This is a genomic window from Streptomyces sp. 8L (assembly GCF_020176795.1).
Taxonomy (GTDB): domain Bacteria; phylum Actinomycetota; class Actinomycetes; order Streptomycetales; family Streptomycetaceae; genus Streptomyces.
The window spans coordinates 1-22,470 of record NZ_JAIUKE010000190.1; the positions used below are offsets into that span (position 1 = coordinate 1).

At 71.1% G+C, this 22,470-nt stretch carries 21 protein-coding genes; 17 read left to right on the forward strand and 4 right to left on the reverse strand.

What is annotated here, in order from left to right:
* The 17 genes from LCE31_RS17475 to LCE31_RS17555 form a co-directional block, all read left to right on the forward strand.
* A partial coding sequence (locus LCE31_RS17475) for a DUF5941 domain-containing protein (RefSeq protein WP_225015216.1) occupies positions 1 to 938 on the forward strand: 938 nt, incomplete at its 5' end.
* The gene (locus tag LCE31_RS17480; RefSeq protein ID WP_225015217.1) at positions 935 to 1,684 is read left to right on the forward strand and encodes a phosphocholine cytidylyltransferase family protein; all 750 of its coding nucleotides are present in this window, start codon (positions 935 to 937) and stop codon (positions 1,682 to 1,684) included. The genes LCE31_RS17475 and LCE31_RS17480, both read left to right, overlap by 4 nt.
* Entirely contained in the window at positions 1,672 to 2,733 is a 1,062-nt protein-coding gene (locus LCE31_RS17485) for an iron-containing alcohol dehydrogenase family protein (protein ID WP_225015218.1), read from the forward strand. The genes LCE31_RS17480 and LCE31_RS17485 overlap by 13 nt, the downstream gene beginning before the upstream one ends.
* Positions 2,711 to 3,505: a CDP-alcohol phosphatidyltransferase family protein gene (locus tag LCE31_RS17490; RefSeq protein WP_225015219.1), complete on the forward strand. Its 795-nt coding sequence runs from the start codon at positions 2,711 to 2,713 to the stop codon at positions 3,503 to 3,505. The genes LCE31_RS17485 and LCE31_RS17490 overlap by 23 nt, the downstream gene beginning before the upstream one ends.
* 13 nt (positions 3,506 to 3,518) lie before the next feature.
* A complete protein-coding gene (locus LCE31_RS17495; RefSeq protein WP_263631972.1) occupies positions 3,519 to 4,496 on the forward strand; it encodes an ABC transporter permease in 978 nt (325 codons plus the stop codon).
* Positions 4,489 to 5,289 (forward strand): ABC transporter ATP-binding protein, encoded by an 801-nt coding sequence (locus LCE31_RS17500; protein ID WP_225015221.1) that lies wholly within the window; start codon positions 4,489 to 4,491, stop codon positions 5,287 to 5,289. The genes LCE31_RS17495 and LCE31_RS17500 overlap by 8 nt, the downstream gene beginning before the upstream one ends.
* A 393-nt stretch (positions 5,290 to 5,682) precedes the next feature.
* The gene (gene hpnC, locus LCE31_RS17505) at positions 5,683 to 6,600 is read left to right on the forward strand and encodes a squalene synthase HpnC (RefSeq protein ID WP_225015222.1); all 918 of its coding nucleotides are present in this window, start codon (positions 5,683 to 5,685) and stop codon (positions 6,598 to 6,600) included.
* 26 nt (positions 6,601 to 6,626) lie between these two features.
* A complete protein-coding gene (hpnD, locus tag LCE31_RS17510) occupies positions 6,627 to 7,547 on the forward strand; it encodes a presqualene diphosphate synthase HpnD (protein ID WP_225015223.1) in 921 nt (306 codons plus the stop codon).
* 97 nt (positions 7,548 to 7,644) lie between these two features.
* Positions 7,645 to 9,030 (forward strand): hydroxysqualene dehydroxylase HpnE, encoded by a 1,386-nt coding sequence (gene hpnE / locus LCE31_RS17515; protein WP_225015224.1) that lies wholly within the window; start codon positions 7,645 to 7,647, stop codon positions 9,028 to 9,030.
* Positions 9,031 to 9,098: 68 nt separating this feature from the next.
* Positions 9,099 to 10,142 carry a polyprenyl synthetase family protein gene (locus LCE31_RS17520; RefSeq protein WP_225015235.1) on the forward strand — a complete coding sequence of 348 codons (1,044 nt, stop codon included), beginning with the start codon at positions 9,099 to 9,101 and terminating at the stop codon, positions 10,140 to 10,142.
* A 128-nt stretch (positions 10,143 to 10,270) separates the two neighbouring features.
* Entirely contained in the window at positions 10,271 to 12,262 is a 1,992-nt protein-coding gene (gene shc, locus LCE31_RS17525; RefSeq protein ID WP_225015225.1) for a squalene--hopene cyclase, read from the forward strand.
* Complete coding sequence (locus LCE31_RS17530; RefSeq protein ID WP_225015226.1) at positions 12,262 to 12,918, forward strand: phosphorylase family protein; 657 nt, start codon at positions 12,262 to 12,264, stop codon at positions 12,916 to 12,918. Before shc ends, LCE31_RS17530 begins: the two co-directional genes overlap by 1 nt.
* Before the next feature lie 5 nt (positions 12,919 to 12,923).
* Positions 12,924 to 13,943, forward strand: a complete 1,020-nt coding sequence (hpnH, locus tag LCE31_RS17535) for an adenosyl-hopene transferase HpnH (RefSeq protein WP_225015227.1) — start codon at positions 12,924 to 12,926, stop codon at positions 13,941 to 13,943.
* A 150-nt stretch (positions 13,944 to 14,093) separates the two neighbouring features.
* On the forward strand, positions 14,094 to 15,971 hold the full coding sequence (gene dxs, locus LCE31_RS17540) for a 1-deoxy-D-xylulose-5-phosphate synthase (protein ID WP_225015228.1): 1,878 nt from the start codon (positions 14,094 to 14,096) through the stop codon (positions 15,969 to 15,971).
* The gene (locus tag LCE31_RS17545) at positions 15,968 to 17,413 is read left to right on the forward strand and encodes an aspartate aminotransferase family protein (RefSeq protein ID WP_225015229.1); all 1,446 of its coding nucleotides are present in this window, start codon (positions 15,968 to 15,970) and stop codon (positions 17,411 to 17,413) included. Before dxs ends, LCE31_RS17545 begins: the two co-directional genes overlap by 4 nt.
* A 115-nt stretch (positions 17,414 to 17,528) precedes the next feature.
* Complete coding sequence (locus LCE31_RS17550; RefSeq protein ID WP_225015230.1) at positions 17,529 to 18,161, forward strand: helix-turn-helix domain-containing protein; 633 nt, start codon at positions 17,529 to 17,531, stop codon at positions 18,159 to 18,161.
* 50 nt (positions 18,162 to 18,211) lie between these two features.
* Positions 18,212 to 18,367: a DUF6126 family protein gene (locus LCE31_RS17555; protein WP_225015231.1), complete on the forward strand. Its 156-nt coding sequence runs from the start codon at positions 18,212 to 18,214 to the stop codon at positions 18,365 to 18,367.
* Here LCE31_RS17555 and LCE31_RS17560 read toward each other — a convergent pair.
* The 4 genes from LCE31_RS17560 to LCE31_RS17575 form a co-directional block, all read right to left on the reverse strand.
* Positions 18,353 to 19,117: a tyrosine-protein phosphatase gene (locus LCE31_RS17560; protein WP_225015236.1), complete on the reverse strand. Its 765-nt coding sequence runs from the start codon at positions 19,115 to 19,117 to the stop codon at positions 18,353 to 18,355. The genes LCE31_RS17555 and LCE31_RS17560 overlap by 15 nt on opposite strands.
* A gap of 155 nt (positions 19,118 to 19,272) precedes the next feature.
* Positions 19,273 to 20,157: an STM4011 family radical SAM protein gene (locus tag LCE31_RS17565; protein WP_225015232.1), complete on the reverse strand. Its 885-nt coding sequence runs from the start codon at positions 20,155 to 20,157 to the stop codon at positions 19,273 to 19,275.
* A 7-nt stretch (positions 20,158 to 20,164) separates the two neighbouring features.
* Positions 20,165 to 21,700, reverse strand: a complete 1,536-nt coding sequence (locus LCE31_RS17570; protein WP_225015233.1) for an STM4012 family radical SAM protein — start codon at positions 21,698 to 21,700, stop codon at positions 20,165 to 20,167.
* Positions 21,697 to 22,470: STM4013/SEN3800 family hydrolase (locus LCE31_RS17575; RefSeq protein WP_225015234.1), on the reverse strand; the 774-nt coding region annotated here is incomplete at its 5' end. The genes LCE31_RS17575 and LCE31_RS17570, both read right to left, overlap by 4 nt.

The following is a 22,470-nucleotide window of genomic DNA, read 5'->3' on the forward strand; positions in this document are numbered from 1 at the left end:
CCCCCAGCACCTCAGGCACCCCCTCGTCCGGAACCTCCGGCTCCGCGCCCGGCGCCAAGGCCGTCATCGCCACCCCCACCGCCGCGCTCTCCACCCGGCTGGACAGCGTCGGCTGGACGGTGTGGGTCCGGCGCATGATCGTCCTGCCCATCGGCGAGCGCTGGGCGATGATCGCGGTGCTCACCGCCGTCACCACCCCGCGCATCACCTTCTACGTGCTGCTCATCGGCTGCGCCTTCGCCGCCTGCTACACCACGGCGGGCCGCGTCCTGCGCTCCGTGACCCGCAGGGCCGTACGCACCGAGCGGGCCGCGCGCGCCCTCGCGGACCTGGCCGACTCCGGTCCGCTGTCCCGCCTGGTGTCGGCCGCGCTGCGGCCCGTCGCCCGGCGCATGCCCTCCGTGTTCCCGTTCGCCGTCGCGCTGATCGGCGGCGGCGTGCTCGCGTACGCCGCGGCGTACACGCGGATCGACGGGCCCTGGCCGCTGGTCGCGGCCCTCGTCTACGTGGTCGCCTCGGGGCTCGCGGTCGCCCGGCCGCTCAAGGGCCCGCTCGACTGGCTGGTCGCCCCGGTCTTCCGGGCCGCCGAGTACGGCACCGTCCTGCTGCTCGCCGCCCGCTCCGGGGTGAACGGTGCGTTGCCCGCGGCTTTCGGGCTGGTGGCCGCGGTCGCCTACCATCACTACGACACGACCTACCGCATCCGCGGTGGTACGGGCGCACCGCCGCGCTGGCTGGTGCTGGTACTCGGCGGCCACGAGACGAGGACGCTCGTGGTCGTCGCGCTCGCCGCGGCCCTGGTGACACGCGGCACGGACTTCACGGTGGCGCTGACGGTGCTCGCGGTGGCGGTGGCCCTGGCGGCGCTGTTCGAGTCCATCCGGTTCTGGGTGTCCTCGTCGGCCCCCGCCGTACACGACGAAGGAGAAACGGCATGATCGGCCTGGTTCTGGCAGCCGGTGCGGGACGGCGTCTGCGCCCCTACACCGACACCCTCCCGAAGGCCCTCGTGCCCGTCGACCCCGAGGGCGGGGGCAGCCTCACGGTGCTCGACATCGCGCTCGGCAACTTCGCCGCAGTAGGCCTCACCGAGGCCGCCGTCGTCGTCGGCTACCGCAAGGAGGCCGTCTACGCGCGGAAGGCCGAGCTGGAGGCCCGCTACGGCCTGCGCATCACCCTCGTCGACAACGACAGGGCCGAGGAGTGGAACAACGCCTATTCGCTGTGGTGCGCGCGCGACGTGCTGGCCGAGGGCGCGATCCTCGCCAACGGCGACACCGTGCACCCCGTCTCCGTCGAGCAGGACCTGCTCAAGGCGCGCGGCGAGGGCCGCCGGATCATCCTCGCCCTCGACACGGTCAAGACCCTCGCCGACGAGGAGATGAAGGTCGTCTGCGACGGCGCCTCCGCCGTCCGCCGGATCACCAAGCTGATGGACCCCGCCGACGCGACGGGCGAGTACATCGGCGTCACGCTCATCGAGCCGGAGGCCGCCGCCGACCTCGCGGACGCGCTGAAGGCCACCTTCGAGCGTGACCCGCAGCTGTACTACGAGGACGGCTACCAGGAACTGGTGAACCGGGGCTTCGCCGTGGACGTCGCGCCCGTCGGGGACATCCCGTGGGTGGAGATCGACAACCACGACGACCTCGCCAAGGGCCGGGCGATCGCGTGCCAGTACTGACCCGGCTCATCCCCTCGCCGCTCGTCGTCGACATCGGCAGGGGCGCCCTGGACTCCCTCGCCACCCTCCTCGCCGACCAGCGGATCTCCGCGTCCGGCCGGCTCGCGTTCGCCATAAGCGGTGGATCGGGCCAGGCGCTGCGCGCGCGGCTCGCGCCCGGACTGCCCGGCGCCGACTGGTACGAGGTCGCGGACGGCACGATCGACGCCGCCGTCCGGCTCGCCGACGACATCAAGGGCAGCCGCTACGACGCCGTCGTCGCCCTCGGCGGCGGCAAGATCATCGACGCGACCAAGTACGCGGCGGCCCGCGTGGGCCTGCCCATGGTCGCGGTCGCCACCAACCTGTCGCACGACGGGCTCTGCTCGCCGGTCGCGACCCTCGACAACGACAACGGCCGCGGCTCGTACGGGGTTCCGACGCCCATCGCCGTGGTCATCGACCTCGACGTGATCCGCGAGGCGCCCGCCCGGTTCGTACGCTCCGGCATCGGCGACGCGATCTCCAACCTGTCCTCGCTTGCGGACTGGGAGCTCTCGCACACCGTCACGGGCGAGCCCGTCGACGGGCTCGCGGCGGCCATGGCCCGGCAGGCGGGGGAGGCGGTGCTGCGCCACCCCGGCGGCGTGGGCGACGACGACTTCGTGACCGTGCTCGCCGAGTCGCTGGTCCTGACCGGGATCGCCATGTCGATCAGCGGCGACAGCCGCCCGTCGTCCGGCGCCTGCCACGAGATCTGCCACGCCTTCGACCTGCTGTACCCGAAGCGCCGCGCCTCCCACGGCGAGCAGGTCGGCATGGGCGCGGCCTTCGCCATGCACCTGCGCGGCGCGCACGAGCAGGCGCGGCTGTTCGCGAGCGTCCTGCGCCGCCACGGCCTGCCCGTCCTGCCCGAGGAGATCGGCTTCACGGCGGAGGAGTTCGTGACGGCCGTCGACTACGCGCCGCAGACCAGGCCGGGGCGGTTCACCATCCTCGAACACCTCGACCTGTCCACCGACCAGATCAGGGACGCTTACGCCGACCATGCCAAGACCATCCGTAGCTGAACTGCGTCCGGTCGTCCACCCCGCCGGGGTGAAGGACCGGCGCAGCGGGGAGCACTGGGCCGGCCGCCTGTACATGCGGGAGGTCTCGCTCCACATCGACCCGTACCTGGTGAACACCCGCGTCTCGCCCAACCAGCTCACGTACCTCATGGTGGTCACGGGCGTGCTCGGCGGCGCGGTCCTGCTGGTGCCGGGTCTGCTCGGCGCGATCCTCGCCGTGGTGCTCTTCCAGGTCTACCTGCTGCTCGACTGCGTCGACGGCGAGGTCGCCCGGTGGCGGAAGCAGACCTCCGTGACCGGCGTCTACCTGGACCGGATCGGCCACTACCTGTGCGAGGCAGCGCTGCTGGCGGGGTTCGGCGTACGTGCGGCCGACGTGTTCCACCAGCAGGGCCACGCCGCGAACTGGCTGTGGGCCTTCCTCGGCACCCTGGCGGCGCTCGGCGCGATCCTCGTCAAGGCGGAGACCGACCTCGTCGACGTGGCCCGGCAGCGCAGCGGCCTGCCCGCCGTGCGGGACGAGGCGTCCGCGCCCCGCTCCTCCGGGCTCGCGCTGGCCCGGCGGGCGGCGGCCGCGCTGCGGTTCCACCGTCTGGTGGGCGGCATCGAGGCGAGCCTGTTCATCCTGCTGGCGGCCGTCCTGGACGCGTGCGGCGTCACCGGCAGCGGCCTGTTCTTCACCCGTCTGGGTGTCGCGGTGCTCGCCGCCGTGGCGGTCGTGCAGACCGTGCTGCACCTGGTGTCCATCCTGGCGTCGAGCAGGCTGCGCTGAAGGGCTTCCCCGCATGGCGTCGTTCCGGAAGCGTCCCCGGCGCGGCGTCCTTCCCGTAACCACGACCGACGAAGGACAGGACGGTGCGAACGTGACGAGCGCCCACCCGTCCCCAGGCGACGGACCTCCCCCCTCGGAGCTCGCCGCGCGGTACGGGCTCACCGTGAGCGGCGCGCGGCCCCCGCTGCCCGACTATCTGCGGCAGCTGTGGGGCCGGCGGCACTTCATCGTGGCCTTCAGCAGCGCGAAGCTGGTGGCCCAGTACAGCCAGGCCAAGCTGGGCCAGGTGTGGCAGCTGGTGACCCCGCTGCTCAATGCCTGCGTCTACTACCTGATCTTCGGACTGATCCTGGGGACCCGGAAGGGCATCCCGCACGACGTGTTCATCCCGTTCCTGGTCACGGGGGTGTTCATCTTCAACTTCACGCAGAGCTCCGTGACCGCGGGCGTGCGGGCCATCTCAGGCAACCTCGGCCTCGTGCGGGCCCTGCACTTCCCGCGCGCCTCGCTGCCGGTGTCCATCGCCATCCAGCAGCTCCAGCAGCTGTTGTACTCGATGGTCATCCTGGTCGCGGCGGCCGTCGCCTTCGGCAGCTATCCAGCGCCCCGCTGGGTGCTCGTCGTGCCGGCGCTCGCCCTTCAGTTCGTCTTCAACGTGGGCCTCACGATGGTGATGGCGCGGCTGGGCAGCAAGACGCCGGACTTCGCGCAGCTGATGCCCTTCGTCATGCGCACCTGGATGTATGCGTCGGGGGTCATGTACTCGATCCCGGTCATGCTGGAGGGGAAGCCGGACTGGATCAAAGTCGCGTTGCAGCACAATCCGCTCGCCGTCTACATGGACCTGGTGCGCTACGCGCTGATCCACGGCTACGGTGCACAGAACCTGCCCGAACACGTCTGGCTCTACGGCCTGGGGTGGGCGGCGCTCCTGGGCGTCGCCGGGTTCATCTATTTCTGGAAGGCTGAGGAGCAGTACGGCCGTGGCTGACATTTCTCTGGACAAGCCGGACCCGGTGGACCGTGTGCCCACCGTCATCGCGGACGACGTCCACATCGTGTACCGCGTCAACGGCGGAAGCCGCGGCAAGGGCAGCGCGACGGCGGCGATGAGCCGCATCCTGCGCCGGGACAAGGGCGAGTCGCGCGGGGTGCGCAAGGTGCACGCGGTGCGCGGTGTCACGTTCACCGCCTACCGGGGTGAGGCGATCGGGCTGATCGGCTCGAACGGCTCGGGCAAGTCCACGCTGCTGCGGGCGATCGCGGGCCTGCTGCCGCCGGAGCGCGGCAAGGTCTACACCGACGGCCAGCCCTCGCTCCTCGGTGTGAACGCGGCGCTGATGAACGACCTGACGGGTGAGCGCAATGTGATCCTCGGCGGCCTCGCCATGGGCATGTCCCGGGAGGAGGTCAAGAGCCGGTACCAGCAGATCGTCGACTTTTCCGGCATCAATGAGAAGGGCGACTTCATCACGCTTCCGATGCGTACCTACTCGTCCGGTATGGCCGCCCGGTTGCGCTTCTCCATCGCCGCCGCGAAGAACCACGACGTGCTGATGATCGACGAAGCTCTGGCGACCGGTGACCGCAAGTTCCAGGTGCGCTCCGAGGAACGCATCAGGGAACTGCGGAAGGAAGCCGGCACGGTGTTCCTCGTCAGTCACAGCAACAAGTCCATCAGGGACACCTGCGACCGCGTGCTGTGGCTGGAGAAGGGCGAACTGCTGATGGACGGACCCACCGAAGAGGTGCTGCGGGCGTACGAGAAGGAGACCGGCAAGTAGGCGGTCCCCACGGCGTTCGCGGGCCCCTGCCGAGCACTGCGGCGGGGGCCTTCGCCTGTCCCCGGCGGCGCCCTGATCGTCAAGGGCGGGTCAAGTCGGGCCCGTGGGGGAAGCGTTGGCGCGGATCGCTGCGTTCTTGTAATGCGCTCAACACCCCGGACGCGACCGTTCCCGTTGTACAACGTAAGCTGAGCTGGTTCTGAATTCACGGCAAGTGGGGTGATTCCCACTGAGTACCTCGCCTGCCTCGGCGGTGATTGCTCAGGAGGAACGGGCGGCGTGTCCGAAATGGGATGTATTCGGTCGGCAGTGTAGAACGGGAGATATGACGGAAATGACGGAAAATCTCCGGCTCTGCGAGGATTACGCCGTCCCCGTATTGGGAACTCCGCTGTGACGGGTCGGCAGAGGCGTGGTGAAGGTTCCGCGCGCGACACACTGGACAAGGCGACGGACGAGAATTTCCCCGTTGCCCCCTTTTTCCTGCCCCGTGCATGGCGTGACGACCTGATGGCCGTCTACGGGTTCTCCCGCCTCGTCGACGACATCGGGGACGGGGATCTCGCCCCCGGCGGAGCCGACGCCCGCCACCTCGGTGTGGACCCGGCGCAGGCCGGCGACCGCGGTGTCATGCTCGACGCCTTCGAGGCCGACCTGCGGCGCGTCTTCGACGCCGAGGGCCCCGCGCCCGGGCACCCGCTGCTGAACGCGCTGGTCCCCACCGTGCGAAACCGCGGACTCACGCCGGAGCCGTTCCTCGGGCTCATCGGCGCCAACCGCCAGGACCAGCTCGTACGGCGCTACGAGACCTATGACGACCTGCTCGCCTACTGCGAGCTCTCCGCCAACCCGGTGGGCCGGCTGGTGCTCGGCATCACGGGCACCGAGACGCCCGAGCGCGTACGGCGCTCCGACGCCGTCTGCACTGCGCTGCAGATCGTCGAGCACCTCCAGGACGTCGCGGAGGACCTCGGCAGGGACCGGATCTACCTGCCGGCCGAGGACATGAAGCGGTTCCGCGTCAGCGAGGCGGACCTGGCCGCCGCGACGGCGAACGCGTCGGTGCGTACGCTGATCGCGTTCGAGGCGGAGCGCGCCAGGGACCTGCTGGACGAGGGCGCGGGCCTGGTGGGCAGCGTCCACGGCAGGCTCAGGCTGCTGCTCGCCGGATTCGTGGCGGGAGGGCGCGCCGCCCTCGCTTCGATCGCGGCCGCCGGGCACGATGTGCTCCCCGGCCCGCCCAAACCCACCAAGGCACGGCTGCTGCGCGAGGTGGGAGCCGCCTTGCGAAGTGCGCACAGAGAGGGGTGAGCCGGAACGTGGAGGGACAGACACCCATGTCGTCCGCGCCGGTACAGGCGGCCTACCGCTACTGCGAGGCGGTGACCGGGCAGCAGGCCCGGAACTTCGCCTATGGCATCAGATTGCTGCCCGCGGCCAAGCGGCAGGCCATGTCGGCGTTGTACGCGCTCTCGCGCCGGGTCGACGACATCGGCGACGGGACGCTCGACGCCGAGACCAAGGAGGCCAGGCTCAAGGAGACCCGTGTCCTCCTCGACCGGGTGCGCAAGGGCACCGTGGAGGAGGACGACACCGACCCGGTCGCCGTCGCCCTCGCCGACACGGCACGCCGCTTCCCCATCCCGATCGACGCGCTCGACGAACTCATCGACGGCGTCCTGATGGACGTGCACGGCGAGACGTACGAGACATGGGACGAACTCCGCGTCTACTGCCGGTGTGTCGCGGGCGCCATCGGCCGGCTCTCGCTCGGTGTGTTCGGCGGCGGCCCGGCCGCCACCTCGGAGCGCGCCTTCGCCCACGCGGACACCCTCGGCCTCGCGCTCCAGCTGACCAACATCCTGCGCGACGTGCGCGAGGACGCCGGCAACGGCCGTACGTACCTCCCGGCGGACGACCTCGCCAAGTTCGGCTGCTCGGCCGGCTTCCACAGCGCCACCCCGCCCGCGGGCTCCGACTTCGCGGCCCTCATCCACTTCGAGGCGCGCAGGGCCCGGCGGCTGTTCGCCGAGGGCTACCAGCTGCTGCCGCTCCTCGACCGGCGCAGCGGAGCGTGCGTCGCCGCCATGGCGGGCATCTACCGGCGCCTGCTCGACCGCATCGAGCGCGACCCGGAGGCGGTACTGAGGGGGCGGGTGTCACTCCCGGGGCACGAGAAGGCGTATGTTGCCGTGCGCGGGCTCTCCGGTCTCGACGCCCGCCACATCTCACGACGGACCACCAGGGGGCGCGGCTGATGCGGCACATCGCCGATGGCTCGCACCCGCACGCCCGCACGGCAACCCCCGCCCACCCGGCCGCGTCCCTGATCGTGACCGTGCGAGGGGAGCACGCATGACGCCTGCCGACGACCCGGTCTCCGGCCAAGCCGTAGTGATCGGCGGAGGGCTCGCGGGGATCACCGCAGCCCTCCGCCTGGCCGAGGCGGGACTCAACGTCACCCTGGCCGAGGGCCGTCCGCGCCTGGGCGGCCTCGCCTTCTCGTTCCGGCGCGGCGGCCTGACGGTGGACAACGGGCAGCATGTCTACCTGCGTTGCTGCACGGCATACCGGTGGTTCCTCGACCGGGTCGGGGGCGCGGCGCTCGCACCCCTCCAGGACCGGCTCGACGTTCCCGTGCTCGACGTCGGCGGCGCCCGGCCGCGCCTGGGCAGGCTGCGCCGCAACGGCCTTCCCGTACCGCTGCACCTGACCGCGGGCCTCGCGCTCTACCCCCATCTCTCGCTCGCCGAGCGGGCGTCGGTGGGCCGCGCCGCCCTGGCGCTGCGGAAACTCGACCCCGACGACCCGGCGCTCGACGACGTCGACTTCGCCACCTGGCTGCACCGCCACGGCCAGTCGCCGCGCACCGTCGAGGCGTTGTGGGACCTCGTCGGTGTGGCCACGCTCAACGCCACCGCGGCGCACAGCTCGCTGGGGCTCGCCGCCAAGGTGTTCAAGACGGGCCTGCTGACCGAGCCGGGCGCCGCCGACATCGGCTGGGCGCGGGTCCCGCTCGGCGAACTGCACGACACCCTCGCGAGGAAGGCGCTGGCCGACGCGGGCGTCACCACCGCACTGCGCACCCGCGTCGCGGGCATCGACCGCCGTCCCGAGGGCGGCTATCAGGTGCGCCTCGACGGCGAGACCCTCGAAGCGGACACCGTCATCCTCGCCGTCGCGCAGCGCGAGGCGCACGCCCTGCTGCCCGAGGGCGCGATCGCCGACCCCGGCCGGCTCCTCGCCATCGACACCGCGCCGATCCTCAACGTCCACGTTCTCTACGACCGCCGGGTCCTGCGGAGGCCGTTCTTCACGGCGCTCGGCTCGCCCGTGCAGTGGGTGTTCGACCGCACCGAGGCCTCCGGCCTGACGGACGGCCAGTACCTGGCGCTGTCCCAGTCGGCCGCGCAGGACGAGATCGACACACCTGTGGCGCAGTTGAGAGAGCGCTATCTTCCCGAACTGGAACGGCTGCTGCCCGCCGCGCGCGGCGCCGTCGTACGGGACTTCTTCGTCACCCGGGAACGCACGGCGACCTTCGCCCCAGCACCGGGTGTGGGGCGGCTGCGTCCCACGGCCCGTACCGACGCGCCGGGACTGTTCCTGGCCGGTTCGTGGACCGCGACCGGCTGGCCCGCGACCATGGAGGGCGCTGTGCGCAGCGGCCTCGACGCCGCGGGTGCCGCCCTGACCGAGCTCGGCCGCCCCCACGCACACCCACTGGAGGAGGCGGCATGAGCCCGGGTACCGCATCTACGAGTACTGGAACAAGAGGAGAGACCGTGCCGACTGTGCCCCCGGCAGACATGGCTGTCGACACCGCGGACGTCAACGCGCTGCTCGATCGCGGGCGGAGCCTTGCGACCCCGGTGCTGCGCGCGGCCGTCGACCGGCTGGCGCCGCCCATGGACACCGTCTCGGCGTACCACTTCGGCTGGATCGACGCGACCGGCAAGCCCGCCGACGGTGACGGCGGCAAGGCCGTGCGGCCCGCGCTCGCGCTGCTGTCCGCCCAGGCCGCGGGCGCCGCACCCGAGCAGGGCGTGCCCGGCGCGGTCGCCGTGGAGCTGGTGCACAACTTCTCGCTGCTGCACGACGACCTGATGGACGGTGACGAGCAGCGCAGGCACCGCGACACGGTGTGGAAGGTGCACGGCCCCGCCCAGGCGATCCTGGTGGGCGACGCGCTGTTCGCGCTGGCCAACGAGATCCTGCTGGAGCTCGGCAGCCCCGAGGCCGGACGTGCGACGCGCCGGCTGACCAGCGCCACCCGCAAGCTGATCGACGGACAGGCGCAGGACATCTCCTTCGAGCACCGCGAACGGGTCACCGTCGAGGAGTGCCTGACGATGGAGGGGAACAAGACGGGCGCGCTGCTCGCCTGTGCCTCGTCCATCGGCGCGGTACTCGGCGGCGCCGACGACCGTACGGCCGACCTGCTGGAGTCGTACGGCCACCACCTCGGCCTCGCCTTCCAGGCCGTGGACGACCTGCTCGGCATCTGGGGCGACCCCGACTCCACGGGGAAGCAGACCTGGAGCGACCTGAGGCAGCGCAAGAAGTCCCTTCCGGTGGTGGCCGCGCTCGCCGCGGACAACCCCGCGTCGCGGCGACTTGGCGAACTCCTGGCCGCCGACGCGAAAAGCAATGATTTCGAGACCTTCTCCGAGGAAGAATTCGCTACCCGCGCAGCGCTGATCGAAGAGGCCGGCGGTCGGGAGTGGACCTCCCAGGAGGCTCGCCGGCAGCACGCCGTCGCGGTGGAAGCCCTGGCGGGAGTGGACATGCCGGAAGAAGTCCGGGCGCAGTTCGTGGCGCTCGCCGACTTCGTCGTCGTACGAGAGAGATGATCACTATTCCCATATCTGCCCTTTCTGGGGGTTGACCTGAGCAGTCGCCGTCCGGTCCGGTCGCACGCCCGGAGACGGACGGCAAAGACCCCAGCACAGCAGAAGCAACACTGCACGGAGGGGAAGTTATGACAGCGACGACCGACGGGAGCGCGGGGTCCCTGGGCTCCAAGGCCGCTTCGGCGGGCGTACCGGCCACCACCGCCACGGCCGGAGAAGTGAGGGCGGCCGCCGAGCAGGCCACCCTCCGGGGTGTCGAGCACCTGCTCGGACGCCAGGACGCGGCCGGCTGGTGGAAGGGCGACCTGGAAACCAATGTGACGATGGACGCGGAGGACCTGCTGCTGCGTCAGTTCCTCGGCATCCGGGACGCACACACCACCGAAGCGGCGGCCCTGTTCATCCGGGGCGAGCAGCGTGCCGACGGCACCTGGGCCACCTTCCACGGCGGCCCCGGCGAACTGTCCGCCACGATCGAGGCGTACGTCGCGCTGCGGCTCGCGGGCGACGCGCCGGAGGACGAGCACATGGCGCGCGCCTCCGCATGGGTGCGCGAGCAGGGCGGCATCGCGGCGAGCCGTGTCTTCACCCGCATCTGGCTGGCGCTGTTCGGCTGGTGGAAGTGGGACGACCTGCCCGAGATGCCGCCGGAAGTGATCTTCTTCCCCAAGTGGCTCCCGCTCAACGTCTACGACTTCGGCTGCTGGGCCCGGCAGACCATCGTGCCGCTGACCGTGGTGGGCGCCATCCGCCCCGTCCGTCCCGCACCCTTCCCCCTGGACGAGCTGCACACCGATGCCGCCGACCCCAACCCGGCCAAGCCCCTTGCCAAGGTGGCCAGTTGGGATGGAGCGTTCCAGCGCCTCGACAAGGCGCTGCACGCCTACCGCGCGTTCGCGCCGCGCCGGCTGCGCCGCGCCGCGATGCGGGCCGCGTCCCGCTGGATCATCGAGAGGCAGGAGAACGACGGCTGCTGGGGAGGCATCCAGCCGCCCGCCGTCTACTCCCTGATGGCGCTGCATCTGCTGGGCTACGACCTCAAGCACCCGGTGATGAGCGCGGGGCTCGCCTCCCTCGACCGCTTCGCGGTCTGGCGCGAGGACGGCGCCCGGATGATCGAGGCGTGCCAGTCCCCGGTGTGGGACACCTGCCTCGCGACCATCGCGCTCGCCGACGCCGGCGTGGCGGCCGACCACCCCGCCATGGTCAAGGCGGCGAGCTGGATGATCGACGAGGAGATCGCCCGTCCGGGTGACTGGTCGGTCCGCAGGCCCTCGCTGGCCCCCGGCGGCTGGGCGTTCGAATTCCACAACGACAACTACCCGGACATCGACGACACAGCGGAGGTCATCCTCGCGCTGCGCCGGGTGAACCACCCCGACGGCGGCAAGCTGGAGGACGCGGTCAGCCGGGGCACCCGCTGGACGCTCGGGATGCAGTCGAAGAACGGCGCCTGGGCCGCGTTCGACGCGGACAACATGAGCCCGTTCCCCAACAGGCTGCCCTTCTGCGATTTCGGCGAGGTCATCGACCCGCCGTCGGCCGACGTCACGGCGCACGTCGTGGAGATGCTGGCGTACGAGGGCAAGTCGCACCACCCCGCGACCCGGCGCGGTGTCGAGTGGCTGCTCGCCGAACAGGAGACGTTCGGCGGCTGGTTCGGCCGCTGGGGCACGAACTTCGTGTACGGCACGGGATGCGTGGTGCCCGCGCTGACCGCGGCGGGGCTGCCCGGCACCCACCCCGCCGTCCGGCGCGCGGTGACCTGGCTGGAGTCCGTGCAGAACGAGGACGGCGGCTGGGGCGAGGACCAACGCTCCTACACCGACGAGAAGTGGATCGGGCAGGGCGCCTCCACCGCGTCCCAGACCGCGTGGGCGCTGCTGGCGCTGCTCGCCGCGGGCGAGCGGGAGAGCGCGGCCGTCGAGCGCGGCATCGCCTTCCTCGCCTCGACCCAGCTGGAGGACGGCTCGTGGGACGAGCCCTACTTCACCGGCACCGGCTTCCCCTGGGACTTCTCGATCAACTACCACCTCTACCGGCAGGTGTTCCCGCTGACGGCGCTCGGCCGTTACGTCCACGGGGAGCCCCTCGCCGGCCGAGCCCTCCAGGCGGGTTGATGACCGGCGTTCCGGATGCCCGCCCCGACGGACCGCACGGCTCGCTGCTGATCGCCTGCGCCCTCGGCATCGAGCGGTTCGCGCTGCGCGGCAGGCGTGGCGAGCCCGCGGGGCCCGTCACCGTACTGCGGACGGGCATGGGCCCCGCCAACGCCGAACGCGCCGTGAAGAACGCGGTGGGCGAGGACCGGCACAGGGACGCGGCGGTCATCGCGTCCGGCTTCTGTGCCGGTCTCACCCCGGGCATGAGCCCGGGGGACCTGATCGTCGCCGACGAGACCCGGGACGCGCGCGGGGTCACCCCCTGCACGGGCGCCGAGATGCTCTTCGAGGCGCTGTCACGGGCACTGCCCGGACACACGGTCCACACCGGTCCGCTGACCGGTTCGGACCATGTGGTACGCGGCCAGGAACGGGCCGAACTGCGCACCACTGGAGCCGTCGGGGTGGACATGGAGTCCGCCACGACGCTCCGCACCGCTCTGGAGGCCGGGCCCCGCCCGGTTGCGGCCGTACGTGTGGTCGTGGACGCTCCGGAGCACGAGCTCGTCCGGATCGGCACGGTGCGCGGAGGAATATCAGCCTTCCGCGTCCTTCGTGCCGTCCTTCCGGTTTTCTATGAATGGCACCGTTCTTTGCTGCTCCCCAGGAGGTGAGCCAGATGGCTATGCCGCTTCGTCAGACCATCAGGGTCGGGACGTACCTTGCCGAACAGAAGCTCCGCAAGCGGGACAAGTTCCCGCTCATCGTGGAGCTTGAGCCCCTGTTCGCGTGCAATCTGAAATGTGAGGGCTGCGGCAAGATCCAGCACCCCGCGGGCGTGCTCAAGCAGCGCATGCCGGTCGCCCAGGCCGTCGGCGCCGTGCTGGAGTCCGGCGCCCCGATGGTCTCGATCGCCGGCGGCGAGCCGCTGATGCACCCGCAGATCGACGAGATCGTCCGGCAGCTGGTGGCCAAGAGGAAGTACGTCTTCCTGTGCACCAACGCCATGCTGCTGCGCAAGAAGCTCGACAAGTTCAAGCCTTCCCCGTACTTCACCTTCACGGTCCACATCGACGGCATGCGGGAGCGCCACGACGAGTCGGTCGCGAAGGAAGGTGTGTTCGACGAGGCCGTGGCCGCCATCAAGGAGGCCAAGCGGCGCGGCTTCCGGGTCACCACGAACTCCACCTTCTTCAACACCGACACCGCGTCGACGATCGTCGAGGTGCTGAACTTCCTCAACGACGACCTCAAGGTCGACGAGATGATGATCTCGCCCGCGTACGCCTACGAGAAGGCGCCCGACCAGGACCACTTCCTGGGCGTCACGCAGACCCGCGAGCTGTTCAAGAAGGCGTTCGGCGACGGCAACAGGAACCGGTGGCGGCTCAACCACTCGCCGCTCTTCCTGGACTTCCTCGAAGGCAAGGCGGACTTCGCCTGCACCGCCTGGGCCATTCCGAACTACTCGCTGTTCGGCTGGCAGCGGCCGTGCTACCTGATGGCCGACGGGTACGTGCCCACGTACCGGCAGCTCATCGAGGAGACCGACTGGGACAAGTACGGCCGGGGCAAGGACTCGCGGTGCGACAACTGCATGGCGCACTGCGGCTACGAGCCCACCGCCGTACTCGCCACCATGGGGTCCCTGAAGGAGACCATCCGCGCTGCGCGCGAGACGGTCGCGGGTACCCGCTGACACCATCCCGCACGGGAGCCCCGCACGGTGCGGGGCTCCCGTGGAGCGGGCGGACAGCAAGCCATCCCACCGAGCCGGTGGAGGATACGGGGTGCCGCCCGGGGCACCCGTGACCCGTGCGGCGGTGGACGATCCGAGAGGGGGCCGAGCGTGTCGATCCTTGAGACCATTCGAGGGCCACGCGATCTCAAGGCGTTGGGCGAGGGTGAGCTCGACGAACTCGCGGAGGACATCAGGGAGTTCCTCATCCAGGCGGTGGCCAGGACGGGCGGCCACCTCGGACCCAATCTCGGCGTGGTGGAGCTCACCATCGCCCTGCACCGGGTCTTCGACTCACCCGTCGACCGCATCCTGTGGGACACCGGCCACCAGAGTTACGTCCACAAACTCCTCACCGGCCGGCAGGACTTCTCCAAGCTGCGCGGCAAGGGCGGACTGTCCGGCTACCCGTCGCGCGCCGAGTCCGAGCACGACGTCATAGAGAACTCGCACGCCTCCACCGTGCTCGGCTGGGCCGACGGCCTCGCCAAGGCGGGCGAGGTGCGGGGCAGCGGCGCCCACGTCGTCGCGGTCATCGGGGACGGCGCGCTCACCGGCGGCATGGCCTGGGAGGCGCTGAACAACATCGCAGCAGCCAGGGACCGGCCGCTGATCATCGTCGTCAACGACAACGAGCGCAGCTACGGCCCCACCATCGGCGGTCTCGCCGCCCACCTCGCGACGCTGCGCATCACGGACGGCTACGAGCGGGCCCTCGCCTGGGGCAAGGACGTCTTGCGCAACACACCGGTGGTCGGCAAGCCGCTCTACGGATCGCTGCACGGTGCGAAGAAGGGCTTCAAGGACGCCTTCCAGCCGCAGGGCATGTTCGAGGACCTCGGCATCAAGTACCTCGGCCCGGTCGACGGCCACGACGAGGCCGCCGTGGAGGCGGCGCTGCACAAGGCGAAGCGATTCTCCGGCCCGGTCCTCGTGCACTGCCTCACGGAGAAGGGCCGCGGCTACCCGCCCGCCCTGCGGGACGAGGCCGACCACTTCCACACCGTCGGCGCGATGGACCCGCTCACCTGCGAGCCGCTCGCCCCGAGCCGGCCGTCCTGGACCTCGGTGTTCGCCGACGAGATCACCGCCATCGGCGAGGAGCGCTCCGACGTCGTCGCCCTCACGGCCGCCATGCTGCACCCGGTGGGGCTCACGAAGTTCGCCGAGCGCTTCCCCGACCGCGTCTGGGACGTCGGCATCGCCGAGCAGCACGCGGCGACCTCCGCCGCCGCTCTCGCCACCGGCGGCCTGCACCCGGTCTTTGCGGTGTACGCCACCTTCCTCAACCGCGCCCTCGATCAGGTCCTGATGGACGTGGCGCTGCACCGCTGCGGTGTGACGTTCGTGCTCGACCGGGCCGGTGTGACCGGCAGCGACGGCGCCTCGCACAACGGCATGTGGGACATGTCGGTGCTCCAGATGGTGCCGGGCCTCAGGATCGCGGCACCGCGCGACGCCGGACAGCTGCGCGCACAGCTGCGGGAGGCCGTCGCCGTCGACGACGCGCCGACCGTGGTGCGCTTCCCGAAGGAGCCGGTGGGCGAGCCCGTGCCCGCGGTGGACCGCCTCGGTGGCATGGACGTCCTGCGCCGGAGCGAGAAGACCGACGTGCTCCTGGTGTCGGCGGGCGCCCTCGCCCCCGTGTGCCTGCACACCGCGGAACTGCTCGAGGCGCGCGGCCTCGGCTGCACCGTCGTCGACCCACGCTGGGTCAAGCCCCTCGACGAGCAGCTCGCACCGCTCGCCGAGCGGCACCGGATCGTCGCCGTCGTGGAGGACAACAGCCGCACCGGCGGCGTCGGCTGGGCGGTGGCGCAGACACTGCGCGACGCCGGGTGCGACGTACCGCTGCGCACCTTCGGCATCCCCGAGCAGTTCCTCGCCCACGGCAGGCGCGACGAGCTGCTGGCCGACATCGGCCTCACCCCGGTCGAGATCGCGGGACGTATCAGTGCCGCGCTGGCACGCAAGGAGAATGCGCAATGACCCAGCCCACCGAAGCCAGGGAGCCCGCTCCGCGTACCGGGCCCGCGCCCGTCGCGGAACCGAAGGACTTCGACCTGGCCACGCTCCTCGCCGAGCGCGGCGCGGAACGGTACGAGCTGCACGCCAAGTACGTGAACCCGCAGCTGCCCCGCATGCTGCACACCATCGGCTTCGACAAGTTCTACGAGCGGGCCGAGGGCGCCCACTTCTGGGACGCGGAGGGCAACGACTACCTCGACATGCTCGCCGGCTTCGGTGTCATGGGCCTCGGCCGCCACCACCCGGTGGTGCGCAAGACCCTGCACGACGTGCTGGACGCCTCGCTCGCCGACCTCACCCGCTTCGACTGCCAGCCCCTGCCGGGGCTCCTCGCCGAGCGACTGCTCACCCACAGCCCGCACCTGGACCGGGTGTTCTTCGGCAACAGCGGTACCGAGGCGGTGGAGACCGCGCTGAAGTTCGCCCGGTACGCCACCGGCAAGAAGCGCGTCCTGTACGCGTCGCACGCCTTCCACGGCCTGACCACGGGGTCCCTCTCCGTCAACGGCGAGGACAGCTTCCGGGACGGCTTCGCCCCGCTGCTGCCCGACACGGCCATCCCGCTGGGTGACCTCGACGCGCTGGAGCGGGAGCTCAAGAAGGGCGACGTCGCCGGTTTCGTCGTGGAGCCGATCCAGGGCAAGGGCGTGCACGAGACCCCGCCCGGCTTCCTGCGCGCCGCCCAGGACCTGCTGCACAAGCACAAGGCGCTGCTGATCGCCGACGAGGTGCAGACGGGCATGGGCAGGACCGGCGCGTTCTACGCCTACCAGCACGAGGCGGGCGTCGAGCCCGACCTCGTCTGCGTGGCGAAGGCGCTGTCCGGCGGGTACGTCCCGGTGAGCGCGACGCTCGGCAAGGACTGGATCTTCAAGAAGGTCTACTCCTCGATGGACCGCGTGCTGGTGCACTCGGCGAGCTTCGGGGCGAACGCGCAGGCCATGGCGGCGGGTCTTGCCGTGCTCTCCGTGATGGAGAACGACAAGGTGGTCGAGAACGCCCGCCGCACGGGCGACCTGCTCAAGCAGCGGCTGACCGACCTCATCCCGAAGTACGAGCTGCTGCACGACGTGCGCGGCCGGGGCCTGATGATCGGCATCGAGTTCGGCCGGCCGAACTCGCTCAAGCTGCGCAGCCGCTGGACCATGCTCCAGGCCGCCCGCAAGGGCCTGTTCGCGCAGATGGTCGTCGTACCGCTGCTCCAGAAGCACCGCATCCTGACCCAGGTCTCCGGCGACTTCCTCGAAGTGATCAAGCTCATCCCGCCGCTGACCATCGGCGAGCCGGAGGTCGACCGGTTCGTGGAGGCGTTCACCGCCGTCATGGACGACGCCCATGGCGGCGGCGGCCTGATGTGGGACTTCGGCAAGACCCTCGTCAAGCAGGCGGTGGCCAACCGGTAACCGGCAACCCGGAGGGCCGCCGGCCGAAGCGGGGCCGGGGCAGGACCCTCATCGGGGCTTTTACCTCCGAGGCAATATATTTGCCTCGGAGGAAAGTTTTTGGCCCAATGGAGGCATGAGCACCTCCGGAGTCTCCGAAGCGGCGGCGGGACCGCCGCTCGACGAGCCGCTGCCCGACGTCGCACCGCGCCTGCGGGAGCTGCGCCGCAGCCGCCGGCTCACCCTGGAGGCCGCCGCCGTGCGCGCCGGCCTCTCGGCCGCCCACCTCTCCAGGCTGGAGACAGGGCACCGGCAGCCCTCGCTGCCCATGCTGCTGGCCCTCGCCCGTATCTACGGTACGACCGTTTCCGACCTCCTGGGCGAGATGCCGCCCGAGCGTGACCCGATCGTCAGGGGAGCGCGGGCCGAGCCGGTCGAGGCGGACGGCTGGATCTACCGGCAGGCGGGCAACCCCGGCCGTGCCATGCAGCCGCTGCGGGTCACCGTCGAGCACGGCGCGCAGGGCAACCTCGTCCGGGTGCACCCCGGCGAGGAGTGGCTCTACGTGCTCGGCGGAAACCTCAGGCTCACCCTCGGCGACGGCGTCCACCTGCTGGAGCCAGGAGACAGCGCCCACTTCGACTCGCTCGTCCCGCACCGGATCGCGGCCACCGAGCGCGCGGGGGTGGACCTCCTCTTCGTCCACACGCTCCTGCAGAGCCCCGCGGGCGAGCTGTGCCTCGGCTCTCCCGGCGTGCACCGGCGCTGAGGGACACACCCCCGTTGAAGAACTCCACCACCGTTCGAGAGGCGGTCGCCATGTCGCACGACCCACTGGACAGCCAGAAGCCGAACCACAAGGTGGGCATCCTGCCGCGCGGACTCGCGATCAGACTGTTCGCCTACCTGATCGCGGGCCACGCCATCGCGGGCTTCCTCTACCTGCTGTTCAAGGTGGGCTCACGCGGTCAGTAGCCGCGCCCGCAGCCGCTCGCGCGTCTCGGGCGTGAGGCCGAGCCCCTCGGTGAGGTACCGCTCGGTGCCGCCCCAGGTCTCCTCGATCGTGTCGAAGGCGGCCCGGAGATAATCGGCGCGCGCCTCGAACAGCGGGCTGAGCAGCTCCATGATCTCAAAGGACCCGCCGCCCGCGCCCTCTCCGCGCCGCACCTGGTAACGCCGGTGCGCCGCATTGGACTTGAGGTAGTCCTCCTCGATCGCGTTGTACCCGATGCCGAGTGCGAGCAGGATGACCGCCACCGTGACACCGGCGCGGTCCTTGCCCGCCGCGCAGTGCAGCAGGACGGGCACGCTGTCACCGGCGACGGCGTGCACCACCCGGCTGTGCTCCGCGGTCCGCTCCGTGACGGTCCTGCGGTACGAATCGGTCATCCGCGCGGCGGCCCTGCCGTCCGAGAGGATCGAACGCAGTTGGTCCAGATCGCCGTGGCGCACGAGCTTCCAGAACTCGGCGCCGTCAGCGGGGTCGTTGAGCGGGATGTTCACATTGCGTACGCCCGGCAACTCGATATCGGGGCCGTCCAGCTTGAGGTCGGCCGAGTTGCGGAAGTCGAAGACGGTGTGCAGGCCGAGCGACGACAGGAAGACCGCGTCCTGAGCGGTGGCGGCGGCCAGGTGCCCGCTGCGGAACAGCACGCCGTGCCGTACCCGCCTGCCGTCGCCGGCCGGGAGGCCGCCCACGTCGCGGAAGTTCCGTACCCCGGTCAGTTCGTCCTCGGCGGCCGGACGGGGGCCCGCCCCGCGGTCCGCCCCGGACTCTGTCCCTGTCGCGGTCTCGGCCGAAGGGACGTATTGCGACTCCTGTGTCACGGGGGCTCCTCCGTCGTCGGCGCCGGCGCGTACGCCGTGCGTTTTTTCCGACCCTAGGGCATCGGTGTACGACTCAAGCTGTGTGTGACGGCCGGCACAACCGCCGGTACCCGTTCGAGCACACCGCCGGCGAACACGTCGTACAGCGGCAGTGTCTCCAGGTGCACATAGCCGATGTGGCAGTCGCAGAGCGCGAGCGGGCAGGCGCGCGGACGCAGGGCGCTCCGGTAGGAGCCGTCGTACAGATTGCCCAGCTCAGTGGGGACGAAGTGGCACCGGCGCACCGTACCGGAGCCGTCCACGGAGACGACCGATTCGCCCGTACGGCAGGGCAGCCCCGCCGAGCGGTGCGGGGTCCTGCTGTACGGGAACAGCGCGTCGAGGGCCGTCCAGCGGGCGGCCTCCTCGTCGGTGTACGTATGGCCTTCGGCCGCGTTGACCCACAGATAGACGTGGGGCGGCAGATCGGCGCGCAGCCGGCGCGCGTGGCCCAGGTGTCCCGGCAGCCCCACGATCCCCACACTGAACCGGACTCCCCGTGCGTCCAGGTCCGCGCACTTGGCGAGGAAGCGGTCGTACGGTGTCTGGTCCGGGTGGTACGTGCACCACAGGGCGAGCGTCGCGGGATCGGCGTCCGCCACCCAGTCCGTGCGGCAGCTCAGGTTGGTCTGGATCGCGACCCGAGCCACGTGCGGCAGATGGGACAGCCCGGTCAGGGCGCGCCGGTACCAGGACCGGACGAGGCCCTCGCCCCACGGGGTGAACAGCAGGGAGAGCCGGTCGCCCGTCGCCCCCGACGCCCAGTCGGTGAACCGCTCCAGGGCGTCACGGTCCGCACGCAGTTGCGCCGTGCTGTCGCGGCGCTTCGCGAACGGGCAGTACGGGCAGTCGTAGTCACAGGAGGCGAGCGGCCCCCGGTAGAGGACGGTCAGATCCACGGCGGCGTCACCTCGGCTCGTACGCGGACATCGCCGACCTGACGGCGGGCGAGAACAGGGCGGGACCGAGCGCGTCCGAGTGCGCGAGCCCCTCGGGTGTCAGCCGCAGCAGCCCCGCGTCCGCCGCCGCGCCGTCCAGCCAGCCGCGCCGGGCGAAGTCCGCGAGCTCGGCCGGGAAGTCGTCCGCGGGCGAGGCCCCGAACCGGGCCCGGTACTGTGCGAGGTCCAGGCCCGCGGCCTGGAGCAGCGACTGGAGCAGATGGCGGCGGCGCGGCTCGTCGCCGCCCGGGTCGAGCAGGAAGCCGTGGTGGGCCCGACTGAAGTCCGCGGTCGCGGTGTACCGGTCGATGATGGTCCGGATCTCGCCCATGTCCACGGCGTAGTCCGACGCGTAGTGCAGGCGGGAGGTGTACGAGCGGGCGCCGCAGCCGAGGCCGACCATCCCGTCGGTCTGGCAGGCGTGGTCGTCGGGGCCCTGCGCGGGGGCCCCGGGGCGGCGGAACATCCGCATCGACACCTGCTCGTACCCCTCGGCGCGCAACAGGTCGCGCCCGTAGCGGTACAGGCGCAGCCGCTGGGCGTCCCAGGGGGCGCCGTCCGCGTGCTCCCGGCGGCTGAGCCCCGTCCTCGGGCGCACGTAGAGCGGATAGAGGTAGAGCTCCTCGGGCCGCCAGGCGAGCGCCGCCCGCAGCGAGTGCCGCCAGGTCTCCTCGGTCTGCCCGTCGATCCCGTAGATCAGGTCGATGTTGAGTACGGGGATGCCCGCCTCCCGTATCAGGCCGAGGGCCGCCTCCACGTCGGCGCGGCGCTGCGGGCGGACCGCCGCCCGTGCCTCCTTGTCGACAAAACTCTGTACACCGAGGCTGAGGCGGGTCGCACCCCGCTCGGCGAGGACGGCGAGCCGGTCCCGGGTCGCCGTCGCGGGCGACGCCTCCACCGAGAGGGGGACGGCCGAGAGATCGGCTCCCATCCGCTTCTCGGCGATGTCGCACAGCCGCTCCAGCTCGCGCGCCGTGAGGAAGGTGGGCGTGCCGCCGCCGAAGGCAGCGGTGGCGAACCGCACGGGTTCGCGGTCGCCCAGCGCGTCGGTGACCGCGATCGCCTGCCGCTCCAGCGCGTCCAGGTAGCGCGACGTCAGTCCGTCGGGCGCCCCGATCCTGGTGAACAGGTTGCAGAAGCCGCACCGGACCTCGCAGAACGGGATGTGCAGGTAGAGCGAGAGGGCGTCGCGCCGCTCGCCGGCCCACACCTCGCGCAGCCGGGGTGCCTCGCCGAGCGGGCGGTACGCCGTCTTGTGCGGATAGGCGTACACATAGTTCTGGTACGGGCTCAGATACGGGCCGGTCGTCGCGTCGCCGTCCACCGGCCCGTCCTCGTACGCCGAGCCGACGCGATCGCCGGGGACGTGGTGGTCTCGGGAGACGCTGTGGTCCGTGGGGACGTTGTGATGCGCAGGGACGTCGTGGTCCGTGGGGACATCGTGGTCTGTCGAGACGTCGTGATGCGTGCGGACGCTGTGGTCCATGGAGACGTCGTGGTTCATCGTTCCGTCCGGGTTCGTGGGTCCGTCCTCGGGTCGAGGAAGAAATGGGCGTACGGCACGGTCCACACGGACGCGTGCCCGATGCGGTGGCCGCTCCAGCCGTCGTCGCCGTACGCCGTGCCGTGGTCGGAGCAGACCATCGCGAAACAGCGGCGCCGCGCGCTCATCGCGTCGAACAGCCGCCCGATGTGGCGGTCGACGTACTCCAGCGCCGCCGCGTGGCTGGCTCGGCTGTCGCCCGCCGCCGCGGTGGCACCGGGCAGGTGGAACCAGTTGGGCTGGTGCAGTGCCGACACGTTCACGAAGAGGAACAGCCGGCGGTCGGCCGGGAGCCGCGCCACGACCTGCTCGGCACGCTCGATCTGCGCCTCGAACGAACGGGGCGAGGTCACCCCGAACTCCGTTTCCCAGTACGCTTCTTGGAAGAGGCTGGGCAGCACCGAGCCCAGCGGGCCGCGCCGGTTGAAGAACCCGACCCCGCCCACGCACACCGTGCGGTAGCCGGCCGCGGCGAGCCCGGAGACGAGGTCCGGCCCCTCGAAGACATACGTGCCCTCCGCCGTGGACTCGCTGCCCGGGAAGTGTGCCGCGAACAGCCGGGGATGGGGGCCCTGATGGGCCGGTGTGGGCAGGAAGCCCGCGAACATCGCCTGGTGGGACGCGTAGGTGAAACTGCCGGGCGCGTGCCGCTCCTCCCTCCCAATCACATTGGCAGTGCCTTGTACGTGCTCCCTGCTCTTCTCCGCGCAAACCTGGCCGCCGTCGAGTAC